Annotated in this window: 15 protein-coding genes and 1 pseudogene; 10 read left to right on the top strand and 6 right to left on the bottom strand. The window is 49.0% G+C overall.

Translation table 11 applies throughout. The features are described from left to right. The 3 genes from Q0277_RS00115 to Q0277_RS11145 form a co-directional block, all read right to left on the bottom strand. A partial coding sequence (locus tag Q0277_RS00115) for a site-specific DNA-methyltransferase (RefSeq protein WP_297994234.1) occupies positions 1-728 on the bottom strand: 728 nt, incomplete at its 3' end. Further along, entirely contained in the window at positions 725-1,000 is a 276-nt protein-coding gene (locus Q0277_RS00110) for a hypothetical protein (protein WP_297994232.1), read from the bottom strand. The genes Q0277_RS00115 and Q0277_RS00110, both read right to left, overlap by 4 nt. Before the next feature lie 42 nt (positions 1,001-1,042). Beyond that, positions 1,043-1,342 (bottom strand): DegT/DnrJ/EryC1/StrS family aminotransferase, encoded by a 300-nt coding sequence (locus Q0277_RS11145; protein WP_366517307.1) that lies wholly within the window; start codon positions 1,340-1,342, stop codon positions 1,043-1,045. A gap of 394 nt (positions 1,343-1,736) precedes the next feature. Between Q0277_RS11145 and murC the strand changes: the two genes are divergently transcribed. The 6 genes and pseudogenes from murC to Q0277_RS11140 all read left to right on the top strand — a co-directional run. After that, positions 1,737-3,044: a UDP-N-acetylmuramate--L-alanine ligase gene (gene murC / locus Q0277_RS00100; RefSeq protein WP_295152998.1), complete on the top strand. Its 1,308-nt coding sequence runs from the start codon at positions 1,737-1,739 to the stop codon at positions 3,042-3,044. Between the two features lie 61 nt (positions 3,045-3,105). Then, positions 3,106-3,855, top strand: coding sequence for a hypothetical protein (locus Q0277_RS00095; protein WP_297994228.1), 750 nt, complete (start codon positions 3,106-3,108; stop codon positions 3,853-3,855). Continuing rightward, a complete protein-coding gene (locus Q0277_RS00090; RefSeq protein WP_297994226.1) occupies positions 3,845-6,052 on the top strand; it encodes an endonuclease MutS2 in 2,208 nt (735 codons plus the stop codon). Before Q0277_RS00095 ends, Q0277_RS00090 begins: the two co-directional genes overlap by 11 nt. A gap of 946 nt (positions 6,053-6,998) precedes the next feature. After that, the gene (locus tag Q0277_RS00085) at positions 6,999-7,721 is read left to right on the top strand and encodes a CorA family divalent cation transporter (RefSeq protein ID WP_297994223.1); all 723 of its coding nucleotides are present in this window, start codon (positions 6,999-7,001) and stop codon (positions 7,719-7,721) included. Between the two features lie 17 nt (positions 7,722-7,738). Then, the gene (locus Q0277_RS00080) at positions 7,739-8,152 is read left to right on the top strand and encodes a hypothetical protein (RefSeq protein ID WP_297994221.1); all 414 of its coding nucleotides are present in this window, start codon (positions 7,739-7,741) and stop codon (positions 8,150-8,152) included. A 398-nt stretch (positions 8,153-8,550) separates the two neighbouring features. Continuing rightward, positions 8,551-8,988 (top strand): annotated as a pseudogene (locus Q0277_RS11140) (methylated-DNA--[protein]-cysteine S-methyltransferase); the annotation flags it as partial. 226 nt (positions 8,989-9,214) lie between these two features. Here the strand turns inward: Q0277_RS11140 and Q0277_RS00070 are convergent. From Q0277_RS00070 to Q0277_RS00060, 3 genes are all read right to left on the bottom strand, one after another. Then, positions 9,215-9,736 (bottom strand): DJ-1/PfpI family protein, encoded by a 522-nt coding sequence (locus Q0277_RS00070; RefSeq protein ID WP_297994217.1) that lies wholly within the window; start codon positions 9,734-9,736, stop codon positions 9,215-9,217. Positions 9,737-9,914: 178 nt separating this feature from the next. Next, positions 9,915-10,058: a hypothetical protein gene (locus Q0277_RS00065; RefSeq protein ID WP_297994215.1), complete on the bottom strand. Its 144-nt coding sequence runs from the start codon at positions 10,056-10,058 to the stop codon at positions 9,915-9,917. Between the two features lie 662 nt (positions 10,059-10,720). Then, positions 10,721-10,978 carry an MGMT family protein gene (locus Q0277_RS00060; protein WP_297994213.1) on the bottom strand — a complete coding sequence of 86 codons (258 nt, stop codon included), beginning with the start codon at positions 10,976-10,978 and terminating at the stop codon, positions 10,721-10,723. Positions 10,979-11,126: 148 nt separating this feature from the next. On the opposite strand from Q0277_RS00060, the gene Q0277_RS00055 reads away from it, so the two are divergent. The 4 genes from Q0277_RS00055 to Q0277_RS00040 all read left to right on the top strand — a co-directional run bounded on the left by Q0277_RS00055 (position 11,127) and on the right by Q0277_RS00040 (position 14,098). Then, positions 11,127-11,663: a hypothetical protein gene (locus Q0277_RS00055; RefSeq protein ID WP_297994211.1), complete on the top strand. Its 537-nt coding sequence runs from the start codon at positions 11,127-11,129 to the stop codon at positions 11,661-11,663. A gap of 194 nt (positions 11,664-11,857) precedes the next feature. Further along, positions 11,858-12,691 carry a dipeptidase PepE gene (pepE, locus tag Q0277_RS00050; protein ID WP_297994208.1) on the top strand — a complete coding sequence of 278 codons (834 nt, stop codon included), beginning with the start codon at positions 11,858-11,860 and terminating at the stop codon, positions 12,689-12,691. Between the two features lie 233 nt (positions 12,692-12,924). After that, the gene (locus Q0277_RS00045) at positions 12,925-13,224 is read left to right on the top strand and encodes a hypothetical protein (protein WP_297994207.1); all 300 of its coding nucleotides are present in this window, start codon (positions 12,925-12,927) and stop codon (positions 13,222-13,224) included. Between the two features lie 130 nt (positions 13,225-13,354). Then, a complete protein-coding gene (locus Q0277_RS00040; protein WP_297994206.1) occupies positions 13,355-14,098 on the top strand; it encodes a DUF4272 domain-containing protein in 744 nt (247 codons plus the stop codon). Positions 14,099-14,231: the final 133 nt, after the last annotated feature.

The raw sequence follows: 14,231 nt of genomic DNA, 5'->3' as shown, positions 1-14,231 counted from the left end.
GCTACAAATAAGGTAGTGCCTGAACCTGCAAAAGGGTCTAACACCGTATCACCTTCTTTTGTGAAGAGCTTAATAAACCATTCAGGTAATTCTTCGGGGAAGGCTGCACTGTGTTTCTTATTATTACACTCAGTAGCTAAATGCAAAACATTTGTAGGATAGGCTTTTTCACGGTCTACCCAATTAGATATATTCTTTCCAAAACCACTGCCCACTTTAGAGTTATCTCTACGTTTATCAGTATCTGATAGATTCTTTAGTCTACTTTTTGCCCAATCACCCATCGGAACCATCACCTCTTCCTGATACATTGCAAATTTTTTACTTTTATTGAATTGCAATAAGCGTTCCCACGCATCACGAAAACGGTTAGGCCATTTGCCTGGATAAGAGTTTTTTTTGTGCCATATAAACTCTTCTGTCCATAGCCAACCTTGTTTACGCATTGCTAAGATAAGTTCCATTACATATGTACTACGCTCCCCATTTACTACTTTTTCTTTGATATTCAATACAAAAGTGCCAGAAGGCTTTAGTACTCTTAAAAGCTGTTCAGAAATAGGTAAAAACCACTCTACATATTTATCAGGAGAAATACCCCCATAAGTACTCTTACGCTGGTCAGCGTATGGGGGAGAGGTAACAATTAGGTCAATAGAGTTATCAGAAAGTGTTTTAAGCACTTCTGCACTATCTCCTTGTAATATGTTAGTTGTCAGTTCTTTCATTTTATTTCATCAAAAATAGTACTATAAACAGCATCAATATCTGTAAGCAATCCCCATTCTAAACCCTTTTTAGCTGTGAGTAATTCATCATCGCTGAGAGTTCTACCTAATCGCTCAAAAGCAACAGATTGTACATCTTCTACAGCAATTGTAAAAAGAGGTTTAGCCTTTTCTTCTATGACAGAACTCTCTACCTCAAACTTTTCAAATAGAGAGTTGAAAATGGGTAAGTCTTCCTCATTAATAGCTATTTGTAATACTGTTTTTGCCATAAGGTTGTTATAGGTAACTGTCTGTCCTACCACGACCTATCACTACACTGTTTTCTTTATCAATTCTGTGATAAACGCTATTTGCTCGTCGTCAAGCTCGGTGTGCATAGGCAGTGAGATGACTTCTTGTACTAATTTATTGGTAACGCCAAAATCAGCTTCGTTATAAGAGCTGCGGGTATAGGCTTTTTGGGCGTGCAATGGTATAGGGTAGTAAATACCAAAAGGCACTCCATTCTCACCAAAAACCTTAGCGAGTTCATCGCGTTTGCCATTAGTGATGCGGAGGGTATATTGGTGGAATACGTGGTCGTTACCTTTGGCGATTACAGGAGCGATGATATGAGGATTGCCTTTAAGTGCTTCCGTATATTTGCGAGCGGCTTCACGGCGGCGATACGATGCGGCAGGCGCGGCAGCAAACGGCTTCTCGCTAGCCGCGAGGCTTAACGGCGGATTTGAGCCGCAAAATTTAAGCGCGCCGTTTCGAAACGGAGTTTCGGACGCGGAATTTCGAGCGCTTAAATTTTAAAAGGCGAAATTCTAAAGGCAAATTTCGGACGCTAAATTTTAAAAGCGGATTTGGAAGTAGCGAGACGGGGTTGCGCGACGCGGCGAGCTCGTAAAAATTTAAAGGCGAATTTCAAGACGCGGAATGGTTTAAATTTTTAAATTTCGCAGACGCGGGATTTAAAAATTTAAACATAATTATCTATTATAATATTTAAGGACAAAGGTGAAAAAGGTTCATTTTATCGGCATCGGCGGCATAGGGATATCGGCATTAGCAAGATTTTTACACGAGAAAAATTTTATCATCTCAGGCTCTGATATCAAAGAGAGCGAGACGACCTACAAGCTAAGAGCGGACGGCATGGAGATCATCACTCCGCATGACGCTTCGGCGATAAAAGATCAGGAGATCGTCATCTATTCCGCCGCGATCAAAGAGGACAATGTCGAGCTGCAAGCCGCGCGCAAAAAAGGGATCGTCTGCCTCTCGCGCAAGGAGGCTCTGCCCTTCGTGCTAAAAGACAAACGCGTCTTCGCAGTCGCCGGCGCGCACGGCAAAAGCACGACAAGCGCGATAACCTCGGCGCTGATAAACGGCTCGGTCATCATCGGCGCGATCTCCAAGCAGTTCGGCTCGAATATGAAATATGAAAATAGCGAAAACATCATCTTTGAAGCCGACGAGAGCGATTCTAGCTTTTTAAATTCCAACCCCTATGTCGCGGTCGTGACCAACGCCGAGCCCGAGCATATGGATCATTACGATAACGATTTGGATAAATTTCACGCGGCGTATCGCGGCTTTTTGGAGCGCGCCAAGATCCGCGTGATAAACGCCGAGGATGAGTTTTTAAGCTCCATCAAGCTCGGCTGTATCAAGCTCTTTCCTTCGCGCGACATAACGGATCTGAAGGTGCTGCTGCGCGATCATCAGCCGTTTATGAGCTTTAATCTTAAAGAGCTCGGGCGCTTCGAGGTTTACGGGCTAGGAAGGCACATCGCCATAGACGCGTCGCTAGCGATCCTTGCCGCTGCGTGCGAGACGGGACTAGAGCAGATCCGTAAAAATTTACTGAATTACCAAGGGATCAAAAAGCGCTTCGACATCCTGTGCGCCACCCCAAACTTCGTGCTCATAGACGACTACGGCCACCACCCCACCGAGATCAGAGCGACGCTGCAAAGCGCGCGCGAATACGCTAGCTTGCTAGGGCTTAGCAAGATCACGGCGATCTTTCAGCCGCACCGCTTCAGTAGGCTTAAGGCGAATTTAAACGCTTTTAAAGAGTGCTTTGCGGGCGTGGAGGAGTTAGTCGTACTGCCCGTTTACGCTGCGGGCGAGCCTAGTAACGGCATCGATCTAAAAGAGGAGTTTAAGGGGCTCGGCGCGCTATTTACCGAGCGGGTCTTTAGAAACGGCGAGAAGATAGAATTTAGCGATATTTTCGGCGTCCGTCACATCATAAACGACGGGCTCGTGATCGGATTTGGCGCGGGCGACATCACCTATCAGCTGCGCGGAGAATTTTAAGCTTGAAAACTCTCGCCGAATTTACGAGCCAAACTCCGCTGCGGGCGGGCAAGGATAAAATTTGAGATTTTTAATATTTATTTTCGCATTTTTATTTATCGCGGCGATCTTTTTCGTGAGGGACGAAATTTTAAGCAAAAGGGCCAAAATCATCGCCATGGCGCTGATCGTGCTGCTGTGCGCGGGGGCGTATTTTTACGAAAGCGCGAGCGAGCGATCCGCCAAGCTTGAGGAGGAGATGGTGTTTAAATTTAACGCGGGCGCCAGATTAAGATGCGGCGGCGCGATAAATTCCGCTGTCGAAACGCGCGGTGCGGCAAATTCCTTCTCCGAAAAACACAGCGCGGATGCGAAAAATTTGGGCGTGCAAGCGGATGAAGTAAATTTAAATGCGCAGGACAAGGTCGCTTCTGCCGCACAAAGTTCAACCGCGCAAACGAACGAGCAGGCTTCCGCTGAGCAAAACTATTCCCCGCAAACTAGCGGCGCTGTCTCGGGCAGGCAAAATTCTGCACAAAGCCCTACTTCGCAAAATTCTGCGGGCCAGAACGAAACGCAGAACATCACGCCGCAAAATTCCGCGCAACGAGACGACATGCAAACCTCCAATCCGCAAAGCTCCGCGCAGAATTCTAAAAATACGCAAAATTCCGCGCCGCAAAACTTAAATTTGCAGGGCTCCGCGCAGATCGTAACGCGAGAGAGCTTCACCTACTCCTTTTCTCTAGGCGCTTTCATCGCCAAAAAGAGCGCGGGCGCGGAGTTTAAGGGCAAAACCTACAAGATCAAAGAGTGCGTTTATGATCAGTGACGAACTCTTTACGCGCCTCGATCTGGGCGAGTATCTAGCCAAATTTAAAAGCTTTTTGGCGCGCGAAAAGCCGCTGTTTTTAAGCGGCGATAGCAAGCTGAATTTTGAAAAAATTTCAGAGCTTACGAAATTTGATCTCGCGCAGTGCGAGAGCGTCGCGAACCTAGACGACGCGCTGATGCGCATCTCAAAGCATGGCGTGCTTCATATCAGCGAAATTTACGAGTTTAGCAAGATCGTCCGATATTTTTTGTATCTCAAAAAACAGCCTTTTGAGGGCAAACTCGCCGCTTGGTTTGCAAAGATCGAGATTCCTGCGCCCATCGCGCAATTAAAGGATTATTTCGACGATCAAGGCAACTTTCGCGATGCGATAGACGAGCGCTTCGGCGCGCTGAACGAGGCGTTTAAGATAAAAAAGGGCGAGATCGAGCAGACGCTAAAAAGGCTGATCTATTCCAAAGCTCTTTCGCCCTATCTCGCCGATACGCAGATCCACTACATAAGCGACACCGAGACTCTGCTGGTGCGCGGAGGCTTCAACCACGTGCTAAAAGGCAGCGTCGTAGCGCGCTCAAGCGGAGGCTATTTTTACGTGCTTCCAGACGCAATCGCGGCTCTGAAATCCGCTCAAAGCGCGATTTTGGATAAAAAAGAGCAGATCGTTTTCGAGCACTGCAAGCAGATCAGCGCGATTTTCAATAAGAATTTAGCTTTTCTGAAATTTATAAACGCCGCTTTCGACGCGATCGATGCGCTGATTGCGCGCGCCGCGATGGCAAGAGCGAGCGATTATGAGTTCATCTTGCCTGAGCCCTCGCGCGACATCGTCCTAGATAGCTTCGCCCACCCCGCGCTTAAAAATCCAAAGCGCGTGAGCGTGGAATTTAGCGGCAAAATTCTGCTCATTACCGGCGTGAATGCGGGCGGAAAATCGATGCTTTTAAAAAGCATTCTAAGCGCGGCGCTGCTAGCTAAGTACCTCCTTCCGATGCCTATTCGCGCAAGCCTCAGCCGCATCGGCACCTTTAAAGAGTTCGAGCTCATAATGGAGGATCCGCAAAACTCCAAAAACGACATCTCGACCTTCGCGGGCAGGATGGTTGCCTTTAGCAAGCTGTTCGGGCGCAAAGAAATTCTAATCGGCGTCGATGAGATCGAGCTGGGTACCGATTTTGAGGAGGCTGCGAGCCTATACGGCGCGATGATCGAGCAGCTGATAAGCGGCGACGTGAAGATGATCATCACCACGCATCACAAGCGCCTAGCGATGCTGCTCGCAAAGGATCCGCGCGTGGAGCTGCTGGCGGCACTTTACGACGAGAAAAACAGCGCGCCGAAATATGAGTTTTTAAAGGGCACGATCGGCAAATCCTACGCCTTTGAAACCGCGCTGCGCTACGGCATAGCGCAAAATTTGATCGCCGCGGCGCGCAAAAACTACGGCGAGAGCAAAGAAAATTTAAACGAAGCGATCTCAAAAGCGATAAATTTAGAGCTTGAGCTAAAACAAAAACTAGCCCAGACGCAGCAAAAGGAGGAGAAATTAGACGCGCTGAGCGAAGCGCTAAAAGATCAGCGCGAGCGCGCGCAAAGCGAGCTGAAGGCCGAGCTTTCAAGGCTGCAAAACGAATACTACCGCGCGATTTCGGAGGCCAAACGCAGCGTCAGCCTAAGCGATGTGCGCGAAAAGCAGCGCGCCATAAACCGCGCAAACGAGCTCGCACGAGCCGTGCAGCAGCCAGAACTCAGCACGCCGGAGCCGCAAAGCTTCAAGGTGGGCGATCGCGTCAAATACGGCAAGATCAAGGGTGAAATTTTATCGCTTAGCAAAACCCAGGCGCTGATGCTAAGCGACGGCATCAGGCTGCGCGTGCCGCTTAGCGAGCTAAAGCGCAGCGGTGCAGCGCCCGCGCCCGTAAAAAATATCAGCATCAAGGTGCAAAAGCCCGCCTCCGCGTCGCTCGTGCTCGATCTGCACGGCTTGCGCGCCGAGGAAGCGATCAGCAGGCTCGATAAATTCATCAGCCAAAGCCTCGTGATGGGCTTTGATGAGATCATCGTAAAGCACGGTATCGGCACGGGCAAGCTCGCGTTCGCGGTAAAGGAGTTTTTAAAATCGCACCCGAGCGTCAAGGGCTTTCACGACGGCACGCCCGCAGAAGGGGGCTTCGGCTCAAAGGTCGTCTCGCTTTAGGCTTTGACCAAAAGAGCTTTTCGCTTCAGGCGCGAGCGCGAACGATGCGAAATTCGCTCATCTCATCCATGTCTTCGCCGAGGTTTTGCAAGCGCGGGTGCTTTTAACGTAGAATTTCGCCGCGGAATTTTAAAATTTGTCCTCGGCTTTAAATTTTAAATTTAGTCCACGTTTTAAATTTGAAATATGGAGGGCTCGGATTGAAATTCTAAAATTTAGCGCACGTTACGATCACGCGACACAAACGGACTTCGCCATGCAATTTTAATATGTTTCCACACAAGAGTTTGTGATGGACTTTGTGCTAAAATTTCGGCGGGACTTCGTAATAAATTTCATGCGGCGTAGCCGCGACATAAAAATTAGCGCGAGCGTAGCTCGCCCCTTGAGCGTGCCAGGGGTTAGGGGATTTTAAGGGGAAAGGGGAGCGCCTCGCAAGTAGCGCCCCTTTCCCCTTAAGAGAAAACGCCGCCACGACCTAAATTCTAGAGGCAAAATTCTACATAGAGAAATTTTAAATTTATTACAAAATAAAATTCTATTTAAATTTCAGCCGTGACATATATATCTTGGGGCGGAAAGGGGGCCCCGATTGCGAGGTCACACTTCTCGCAGGACGCTGCCCCCGCAGCACCATTGCCCTGCTCGCCCGCAAACCCCACCCATCACCCTACGACGCTTTAAGCGGTGCGAGCCTTACGGCTCGCGTTAAATTTTAATAGGGGCTGAATTACGGCATGCGAAATTTTAAAATTTAGCCGAAATTTACAGCTCACAAAATTTTAAAATTCCAAGCGCAAAAGAATTTTGAAATTCCAAATACGATAAAATTTAAGTGGCGGCGAAATTTCAGAATTCTGGTCGGCAGCGGAATTTCAAAATTCCGTAAATTTGAGCGAAATTCTGAAATCCCGCAAATTTAAAACGATTGAATAAGGAGGTCTCATTGAACCCGATTACCGAAAAGCGCAGCGTTTCGGGCTACTACTACGCCGAGGAGCGCGAGTATGTGTACTTCGTGACGGACGCGCCGCGCGAGCAAAACTACCGCTTTATTTTTGATTCGGGCGCGATCTATTCGCAAGATGACGCGGACGGCGAGGTGCGACCTAGCAGCGAAGCGGAGTTTTTCGCGGTCGTCAAAAAGATCCTCGCGCAGTACCGCGATAAAATTTTAGAGCACTCCGCAGAGCTTGAAAATTACGAAAAGATCTACACGCGGCGCGGCGATTTTTCAAAATTTATGAAAAGGCACTCTGTCCTAAAATACGAAATCCGCAAATTTCAAAACAAAATTTCGCATTTCTACGAGGCGCTGCTCATCTGCGCAAACGAGCAGCCGGCGCTGAAAAAGCAGCTGAAAAACTACGCCTACGAAGCGGGCGTTTTTAAAGGCGTGATGAGCGAATATGCCGTCAGGATCGAGGATATCTATCAATTTATCCAAGGCCTCAAAAACGACAAAATTAGCCGCAACATCTACATTCTCACGATCATCTCGTCGCTGCTGATGCCGCTAAATTTCATCACGAGCTTTTTCGGGATGAACACGACGGGGCTGTTTTTAAGCGGCTCGGCGCACGGCACGCTCATCGTGACGCTTGCGATGTGCGTGATTTTCGCGGCGATGGTCGGCTTTCTTATGCTCTACGCCAAAAAACGAAACTAAAGCGGAGGAGTTAAATTTTGAACAAAAACGAGCTTAAAAATATCCTGGGCGGATACCTCGGCAGGGAGATTGCGGGCGATTTTAGAGTGCTGAAAGAGTACGAGATCGCGCTCTGCAACGATGCGACAAAATTTCCTTTTGAGGGCGATAGCGGGCTGCTGCGCGAGTTTTGTATCTTTGCAGACGGCGGCAGCGGCGATCTTTGGCTGCTAAGCTCTGGCGGCGAGATCGCGTTTTACGACCATGATCTGGAGTTTTTGTCCGAGGCAAATTTGAAAAAATTCGATCTAAATCTTGCGGGCTGGCTAAAGATCGCCGAGCTTTTTGCTAAATTCGAAGCCCTTGACAAACCGAACGCCTCGCAAAAGGCGGAGTTTAAGCAAAGCGTAGCTAAAATCTGTCCGCAAATTTTAGAAATTTGGGAAATTTAAGCGCTGTTTGCGGCGCCTAAATTTATCACAAAATAGGAGGAGTGATGAAATTTACATCTTATTACGACTCGCCGCTTGGCAAAATCACGCTCGCGGGCGATAAGGCAGGGCTTTGCGGGCTGTGGTTCGAGGGCGAGAAATACTACGCGCACGCCCTCGCGACGAGCGGCGCGGATAAAAAGCGCATCGCGTCCGATCTGTTCGTAAAAGAGCAGCACGCCGCGAGCGAAACACAGCGCGATTTTGCGGCGCTGAAAAAGAGTGGAAAGAGCAATATTGCGGCAGAAGCGGCAAGCAGCACAGATGAAAAGTACAACACGCGCGATTTCGCAGCAGAAGTTACGAGCGGCGCGAGCGAAAAATTCTGCGAAAACGAGCAAAGCGGGTGCTTCGAAGAAAAAAATCTGGCTGTTTTCGATCAAACTAAACGCTGGCTCGATCTGTATTTTAGCGGACGCGAGCCCGGTTTTACGCCCGCTCTAAATCCCGTGGGCTCGGCGTTTAGACGCGCCGTGTGGGAAATTTTGCTTAAAATTCCATATGGCAAAACCACGACCTACGGGCAGATCGCGCGCGAAATCGCCGCAGCACGCGGGCTAGCGAAGATGTCCGCGCAAGCCGTGGGCGGCGCCGTAGGGCACAACGAAATCTCAATCATCATCCCCTGCCACCGCGTCGTAGGCACGCACGGCAGCCTCACGGGCTATGCGGGCGGCATCGATAGGAAAATAAAGCTGCTACAGCCAGGGGGCGTCGATATGCGAGGATTTTTTTCACGCCCCCAAATAGCACGGCGCCGTAAAGCGGCAAATTTAAAAGGCCGCAAAAGATTTTAATGCTCGCGCGCAAAAGTGTGATAAAATTTGAATAGTCAAATTTAGACGCTGCACAGCGCATCGCTTGCAAATCGAAGGCGAGCGGCGATTTTAAACGATTACACCGCGCGCAGGACGGCGATCATTAAATTTAAAGCCGAAGCGGGCACGCTTTGAAATTTTAAATTTTTCCGCCGCGTAAAAATTAAAATTTTATGCCGAGATGCCGACCTTAGCGGCGTAAAATTTACAACGACTCTAAAAGCGTTTTAGCCACCAGTTTGCCGAGGTTATTGGCCGCTAGCGGACTATCGCCCGAGAGCAGGTTGCGGTCTTTGTGCACGGCGCCGTCGATACCTTCGTTTAGGATTTTCATCCCAAGTTTTGCTAGCCGCGAGCCCATATACCAGCGCAGATGGCCCGGCATGTAGCCTATATCGGGCGAGGTGCGGTCAATGACGTCGGGCAGCAGCACGAGCTCGTAGCCCTCGAACAAAAACTTATCCTCGTCAAGCGCCGCGGCTAGCAGCCCGGCTGGGCCGTGGCAGATCGTGATGATGTATTTGCCCTGCTCATGAAACCATTTTAGCGCGGCCTTTACGTCGCGACTCTCGTCAAGCCCGATCAGCGCGCCATGACCGCCCGGGATATATAGCGCAAAATGCTCGTCAAATCCCTTCTTTACGATATCAGCGAGCTTTTTAGGCTCTTTAAATTTAGTCGCGTAGCTCTCAAAAAAACCCTTGAGCCGCTCGTCCTTCGCAGGCATCGCCCAAAACTCGAATTTTACGGGATTTCCAGAGAGCGTCGCGATCTCGAAGTCCTAGCCCGCCTGCGCCAGATGATACATCGGCACGAGCGTCTCGACGGGGTGATTGCCAGTGGAGAAAAAGGTTCCGTTGTCCATCAGCAAATACCGCTCGTCGGCCGCGATGATGAGGATTTTTTTATCGCCGTCGTATTTTTTTCTCGTAATTAAAATCCGCCAGATCGCTCACGGGCGCCGTAAACTGTGACAGCGAAAACGGCGACGGGAAAAACGCACCGTGCTCGGCGATATCGGGAGTCGGGAGTTTTGATAGTTCATTCATTTTGTCCTTTTTTATTGATTTGAGTCCGGATTATATGCGGTTTTAGTTAATACTCAGCAATGCTTTGCGCCTTAAATTTGGCTTTATTTTGTCTTTTGCTTTCGGACTTAGGGTAAATTTACCCGCATCCTGAGGATAAATTTGGCTTGCGAGTTTAAATATCGGATCGGTGAGCGCGTTAAATTTGCTAGGCATTTTTATATGTCTTTAAAAAACGGCGTCGCATTTTTCGCGAAGGAGCTTAAATTTGACTAAAATTAGCGGCCAAATTTGCCTTTTTGGGTCAAAATTTACGATAGCTAAAATCTATAAGCGGTGCCGAAACGGGCGCGAAAGCCTGCAGCGAAAAAACTAATAAGCAGCGTCGCATCTGCTTCGTAAAACTGCGGCGGGGTTGATTGCCAAGGAGCCGCTTGTGCGACGTTTAAACCGCCGCGTAAAAAAGATAAAATTCTATCTTTTCGCGCATGATGATTTGCGCCGCATCTACAAGCAAATAAAGCTCGCAGGCTCTTAGCGATCGGTAGCGCTGCCGCTACGCCGCTTAAACCTGCGCGGATCTAAAAATTTTATAAATTAAAATTCCATGGTCGCAGACAATTCAAAATTTCGCGCTTCAAACGATCCGCAAATTCCGTGCTTCAGTCTGCGGCGATTAGGCCTTAGCACTCCCAGCGGTGCTTTTTCATACGGACGCGCTCGCCTCTAAATTCCACGCCTTCGGCCTCTAGCAGTTCGCGCTGAGCCGCAAAGCTCGCTGCCAAGGCGCCCTCATGATAAAGGGCGCGGTGGCACGGGTAGTCGCCGTAGAGCTCTGCTTGCGAGAGCACGCGCCCCACGAGCCGCGAGTGAGCGGGCAGCCCGATCAGGCGCGCGATCTGTCCGTAGCTAGCGACCCTGCCCGCGGGGATCTCTTCCACAAGGGTAAAATTTCATAGATCAAATTTTGCGTCAAAACCATGGCGCGATTATACTTTTTCGCGTTTAAATTTAGACCTAAATGTAGCCGCTTTGCAGCGCTAAATTCGATATAATTTCTAAAATTTAGCGCTTTAAAAGGAGCGAGCTGTGGACGAAAAATTTCAATCAGACACGAAAGAGCTGGACGAGAAATTTGCCGCTATCCCTGAAAATTTAAAGAAGCGATACGATAAACATAGATTTATCAGACGCGTGATTATAGGGTATTATTCGTCGGCGGCTACAACCATCTACTTCTCGCTAATGCTAATGTTTTTTCTTGATTTGCTTTTTTCGAATATCGGTATAGAATCGTCGTCTAAAATTTTTAGAGATATTCGTGATGTCGCGATAATAGTTTTGCCTATATGCGCGACGATCTGTTTTTTAAGATACACTAAGACTAAGCGATACAGCAACCTTTTTATCAAGGATCAAGGAGATAGTTTGTTGGTCTTTACGATAGAAAATTTTGCCAGTATAGTTTTGCTTTTATATCCGACCTTGATTTTTACCGGGATATTGGAAGGCGCCGCAGCTCATATATTTTTGTACGCCTTAATCGTAGCGCCGATTTGCGGAATAGTTTTTGGGGTATGCTATTTTTTCAATACGGGCTCATATACCCCGAAAGCCGAAGCGTAAATTTCATTAAATTTAGCCGCGCTTTTAAATTTTACGACGCGGCACCTCGCCTAATTTCAAAATTTAGTAGTTTTAAAATTTTACCTTGCCGAGGCCTTGGGGCGAGCGAAATTTAAACCGAATATTCAGCCCCTCTTTATATGTAAAGGAATATAATTTCAAAACAGATATCAACTTTGATTAAAGGAGAAAAGATGCAAAATCAAAGACGAGACCTACTAAAGGTAGCCGCTTTGGCGGCGGGCGCTGCGATGCTCGGTACGAGCGAACTGGCTGCGAGCGAAAAGGCGTTTAAGCTCTCTAAGCGCGATCATAGCAAGCAAAGAGCGCTGCTGCTCTCAAGCTCGGGCTACAAAGACACGAAGTATCTATCGCACGCGGTGTCGTGGATCGGTAAATTTGCACAGGAGAACAACCTCGCGGGCAAAAAGATCGTTTTCATCCCTTACGCGAGCCTACGCAGGAGCTACGATGAATATGAAAAGCGCGTTAAAGAGGCACTTGCAAGCTTAAGCTTAAATATCGTCGGCGTCCATCACGCTAAAAACGCCGCGAAGGAGGTCGCGAGCGCGGATTGCATATTCGTAGGCGGCGGCAACACCTTCAAGCTCGTGCACGATATGTATGAAAACGATCTCATCGCGTTAATCAGCAAAATGGTCGAGGACGGCACGCCGTATATCGGCTGGAGCGCGGGCTCGAACGTCGCGGGCGCTACGATGATGACGACGAATGATATGCCGATCATCGAGCCTGAGTCGTTTAATACCTTTAATATTTTCCCGCACCAGATCAATCCGCACTTCATCTCGGGCAAGCCTATGGGGCACAACGGCGAAAGCAGAGAGGAGAGGCTGGAGGAATTTTTGATCGCTAATCAAAAATCGACCGTTTATGCGATGCCGGAGGGTACGGCGTTTTGGCTTGAGGGCGAGAAGGCGACCGTGCTAGGGCCCGCCGCGGTGCTAAAGATGAACTACAACAAAAAGGTCGAGTTGATCGAGCCGGGCAGCTCGTTTAAGTATTGATCGCACCCGCTCAAATTTAACCGATAGATGCGCCAGGCGGCACCGCTCGTTTGAATGCGCAAATCGGTTAAATTTTTAATTGCGGCGCTCGGCTAAATTCGGGCGTCGCTTTTTAAATTTACGCGGCAAAGCGCGTTTTGCTTATGTGAACGCGCGATCAAAAGATAAACATCGATTTAAAGCGGCGTGCGACCCCTGAAGCCATAAAGAGTAAAATTTAAAACGCAGATAAAATGCCCCGCGCCCACCTTCTTATGCCGCTCGGCGATTTTATTCCGTATATCGCGGACATCCTTGCCGGCTGCGGTGGGACGGTATATTTGCAAAAAGAAATCGATGGCGCTTATGGCGCCGCCAAAGCAGGTTCGAATGACCGCCGAAACTTAACCGATCTAAGGCAAAGCTTAAAATTTTTTATCTCGCCGGAATCGCCGCAAGAGCCCGAATTGCCTGCAAAGGTATTTTACGACGATATGTATCGAAGCATCATAGAAGGCACGGGCGAGCCTGCCCGTCGCCGCATAAATTCGTAGCGTAGCGTGAAATTCCCGTCCGATTGCAAAGCTTGGGTTTGAGTTTAAATTTAAAAAATCCGTCCCGCCGTCGTAAGCTGAAATTTTGCGCGATTGTTTTAAAATACGCTTAAAATTTTAAGGAGAGCTCATGGCATTTTCAGATTTTTTCAAAAAAGGCGGCAAAAATAGCGCAAACGCCGCAAAGATCGGCAAGACCGCGCAGGAGCGCAAGGATATAAGCATCGAAATTTTAAAATCGCAGGGCGTGCCGTATATAGATCATCTGCCGCTACGGTACGAGACGGACGAGGTCACCCCGCGCGAAAAGGACGAAGTCATCGCCCGCGCGATCTGCTCGTACGCGGCGATAATGTGTGCCTGCTCGATCAGGGACGAGGGCAAGCTCGCGGATGAGGATAAGCAGGGCGTGCAGGGCTTTCTTACGAACCGCTACGGCTGCATAGACAAGCTCACGCGCATTGAGCGCCGCGTCACGCAGGGCGAGGCAAGCCGCGACGAGGCCATAAATATGGGCTGGAAATACGAGTCGCTGTGGGCGCTGATGTGGGCGATGGGGCTCGTGGAGGAGCTTAGCTTTCCGAGCGAGATCTGCGACTGCGCCTTTGTGATGGACACCTTTGGCGGCGACGATTTTTCGGAGCGCGTGAAGCTACGCGGCACGGATGAAATTTTGCAGGCGCTCGATCTCATCTACCGCTACCACTGGGCGTGCGTCAATGCCTGCGTGCACGGCTCAGACTGCGCGGGGCTCGACGAAGAGGTCGTGATGGAGAGGCGCGGCGGGCTAGAGTGGCTGTGCTGCAAGGGTGCGGAGAACGATAATCTGACGGATGAATATAATGCGTGGGATTATCCGGACTTGAATACCTAGCGGCGTGTCTTTTTCCTTTATACATCGTTGGAAATTTCGCCGAATTTCAGTCGCGTATTATAATATACGCTCCTTCATTCGGCTCATTTCCGCCTCGTCTAAAGAAAAAATACTGCGCGTTGTCTCGCGAGCG

The sequence above is a fragment of the uncultured Campylobacter sp. genome, from assembly GCF_938030815.1.
GTDB lineage: Bacteria > Campylobacterota > Campylobacteria > Campylobacterales > Campylobacteraceae > Campylobacter_B.
Note: the sequence above shows the minus strand (reverse complement) of the source record. Positions and strands in the feature narration are given on the sequence as shown.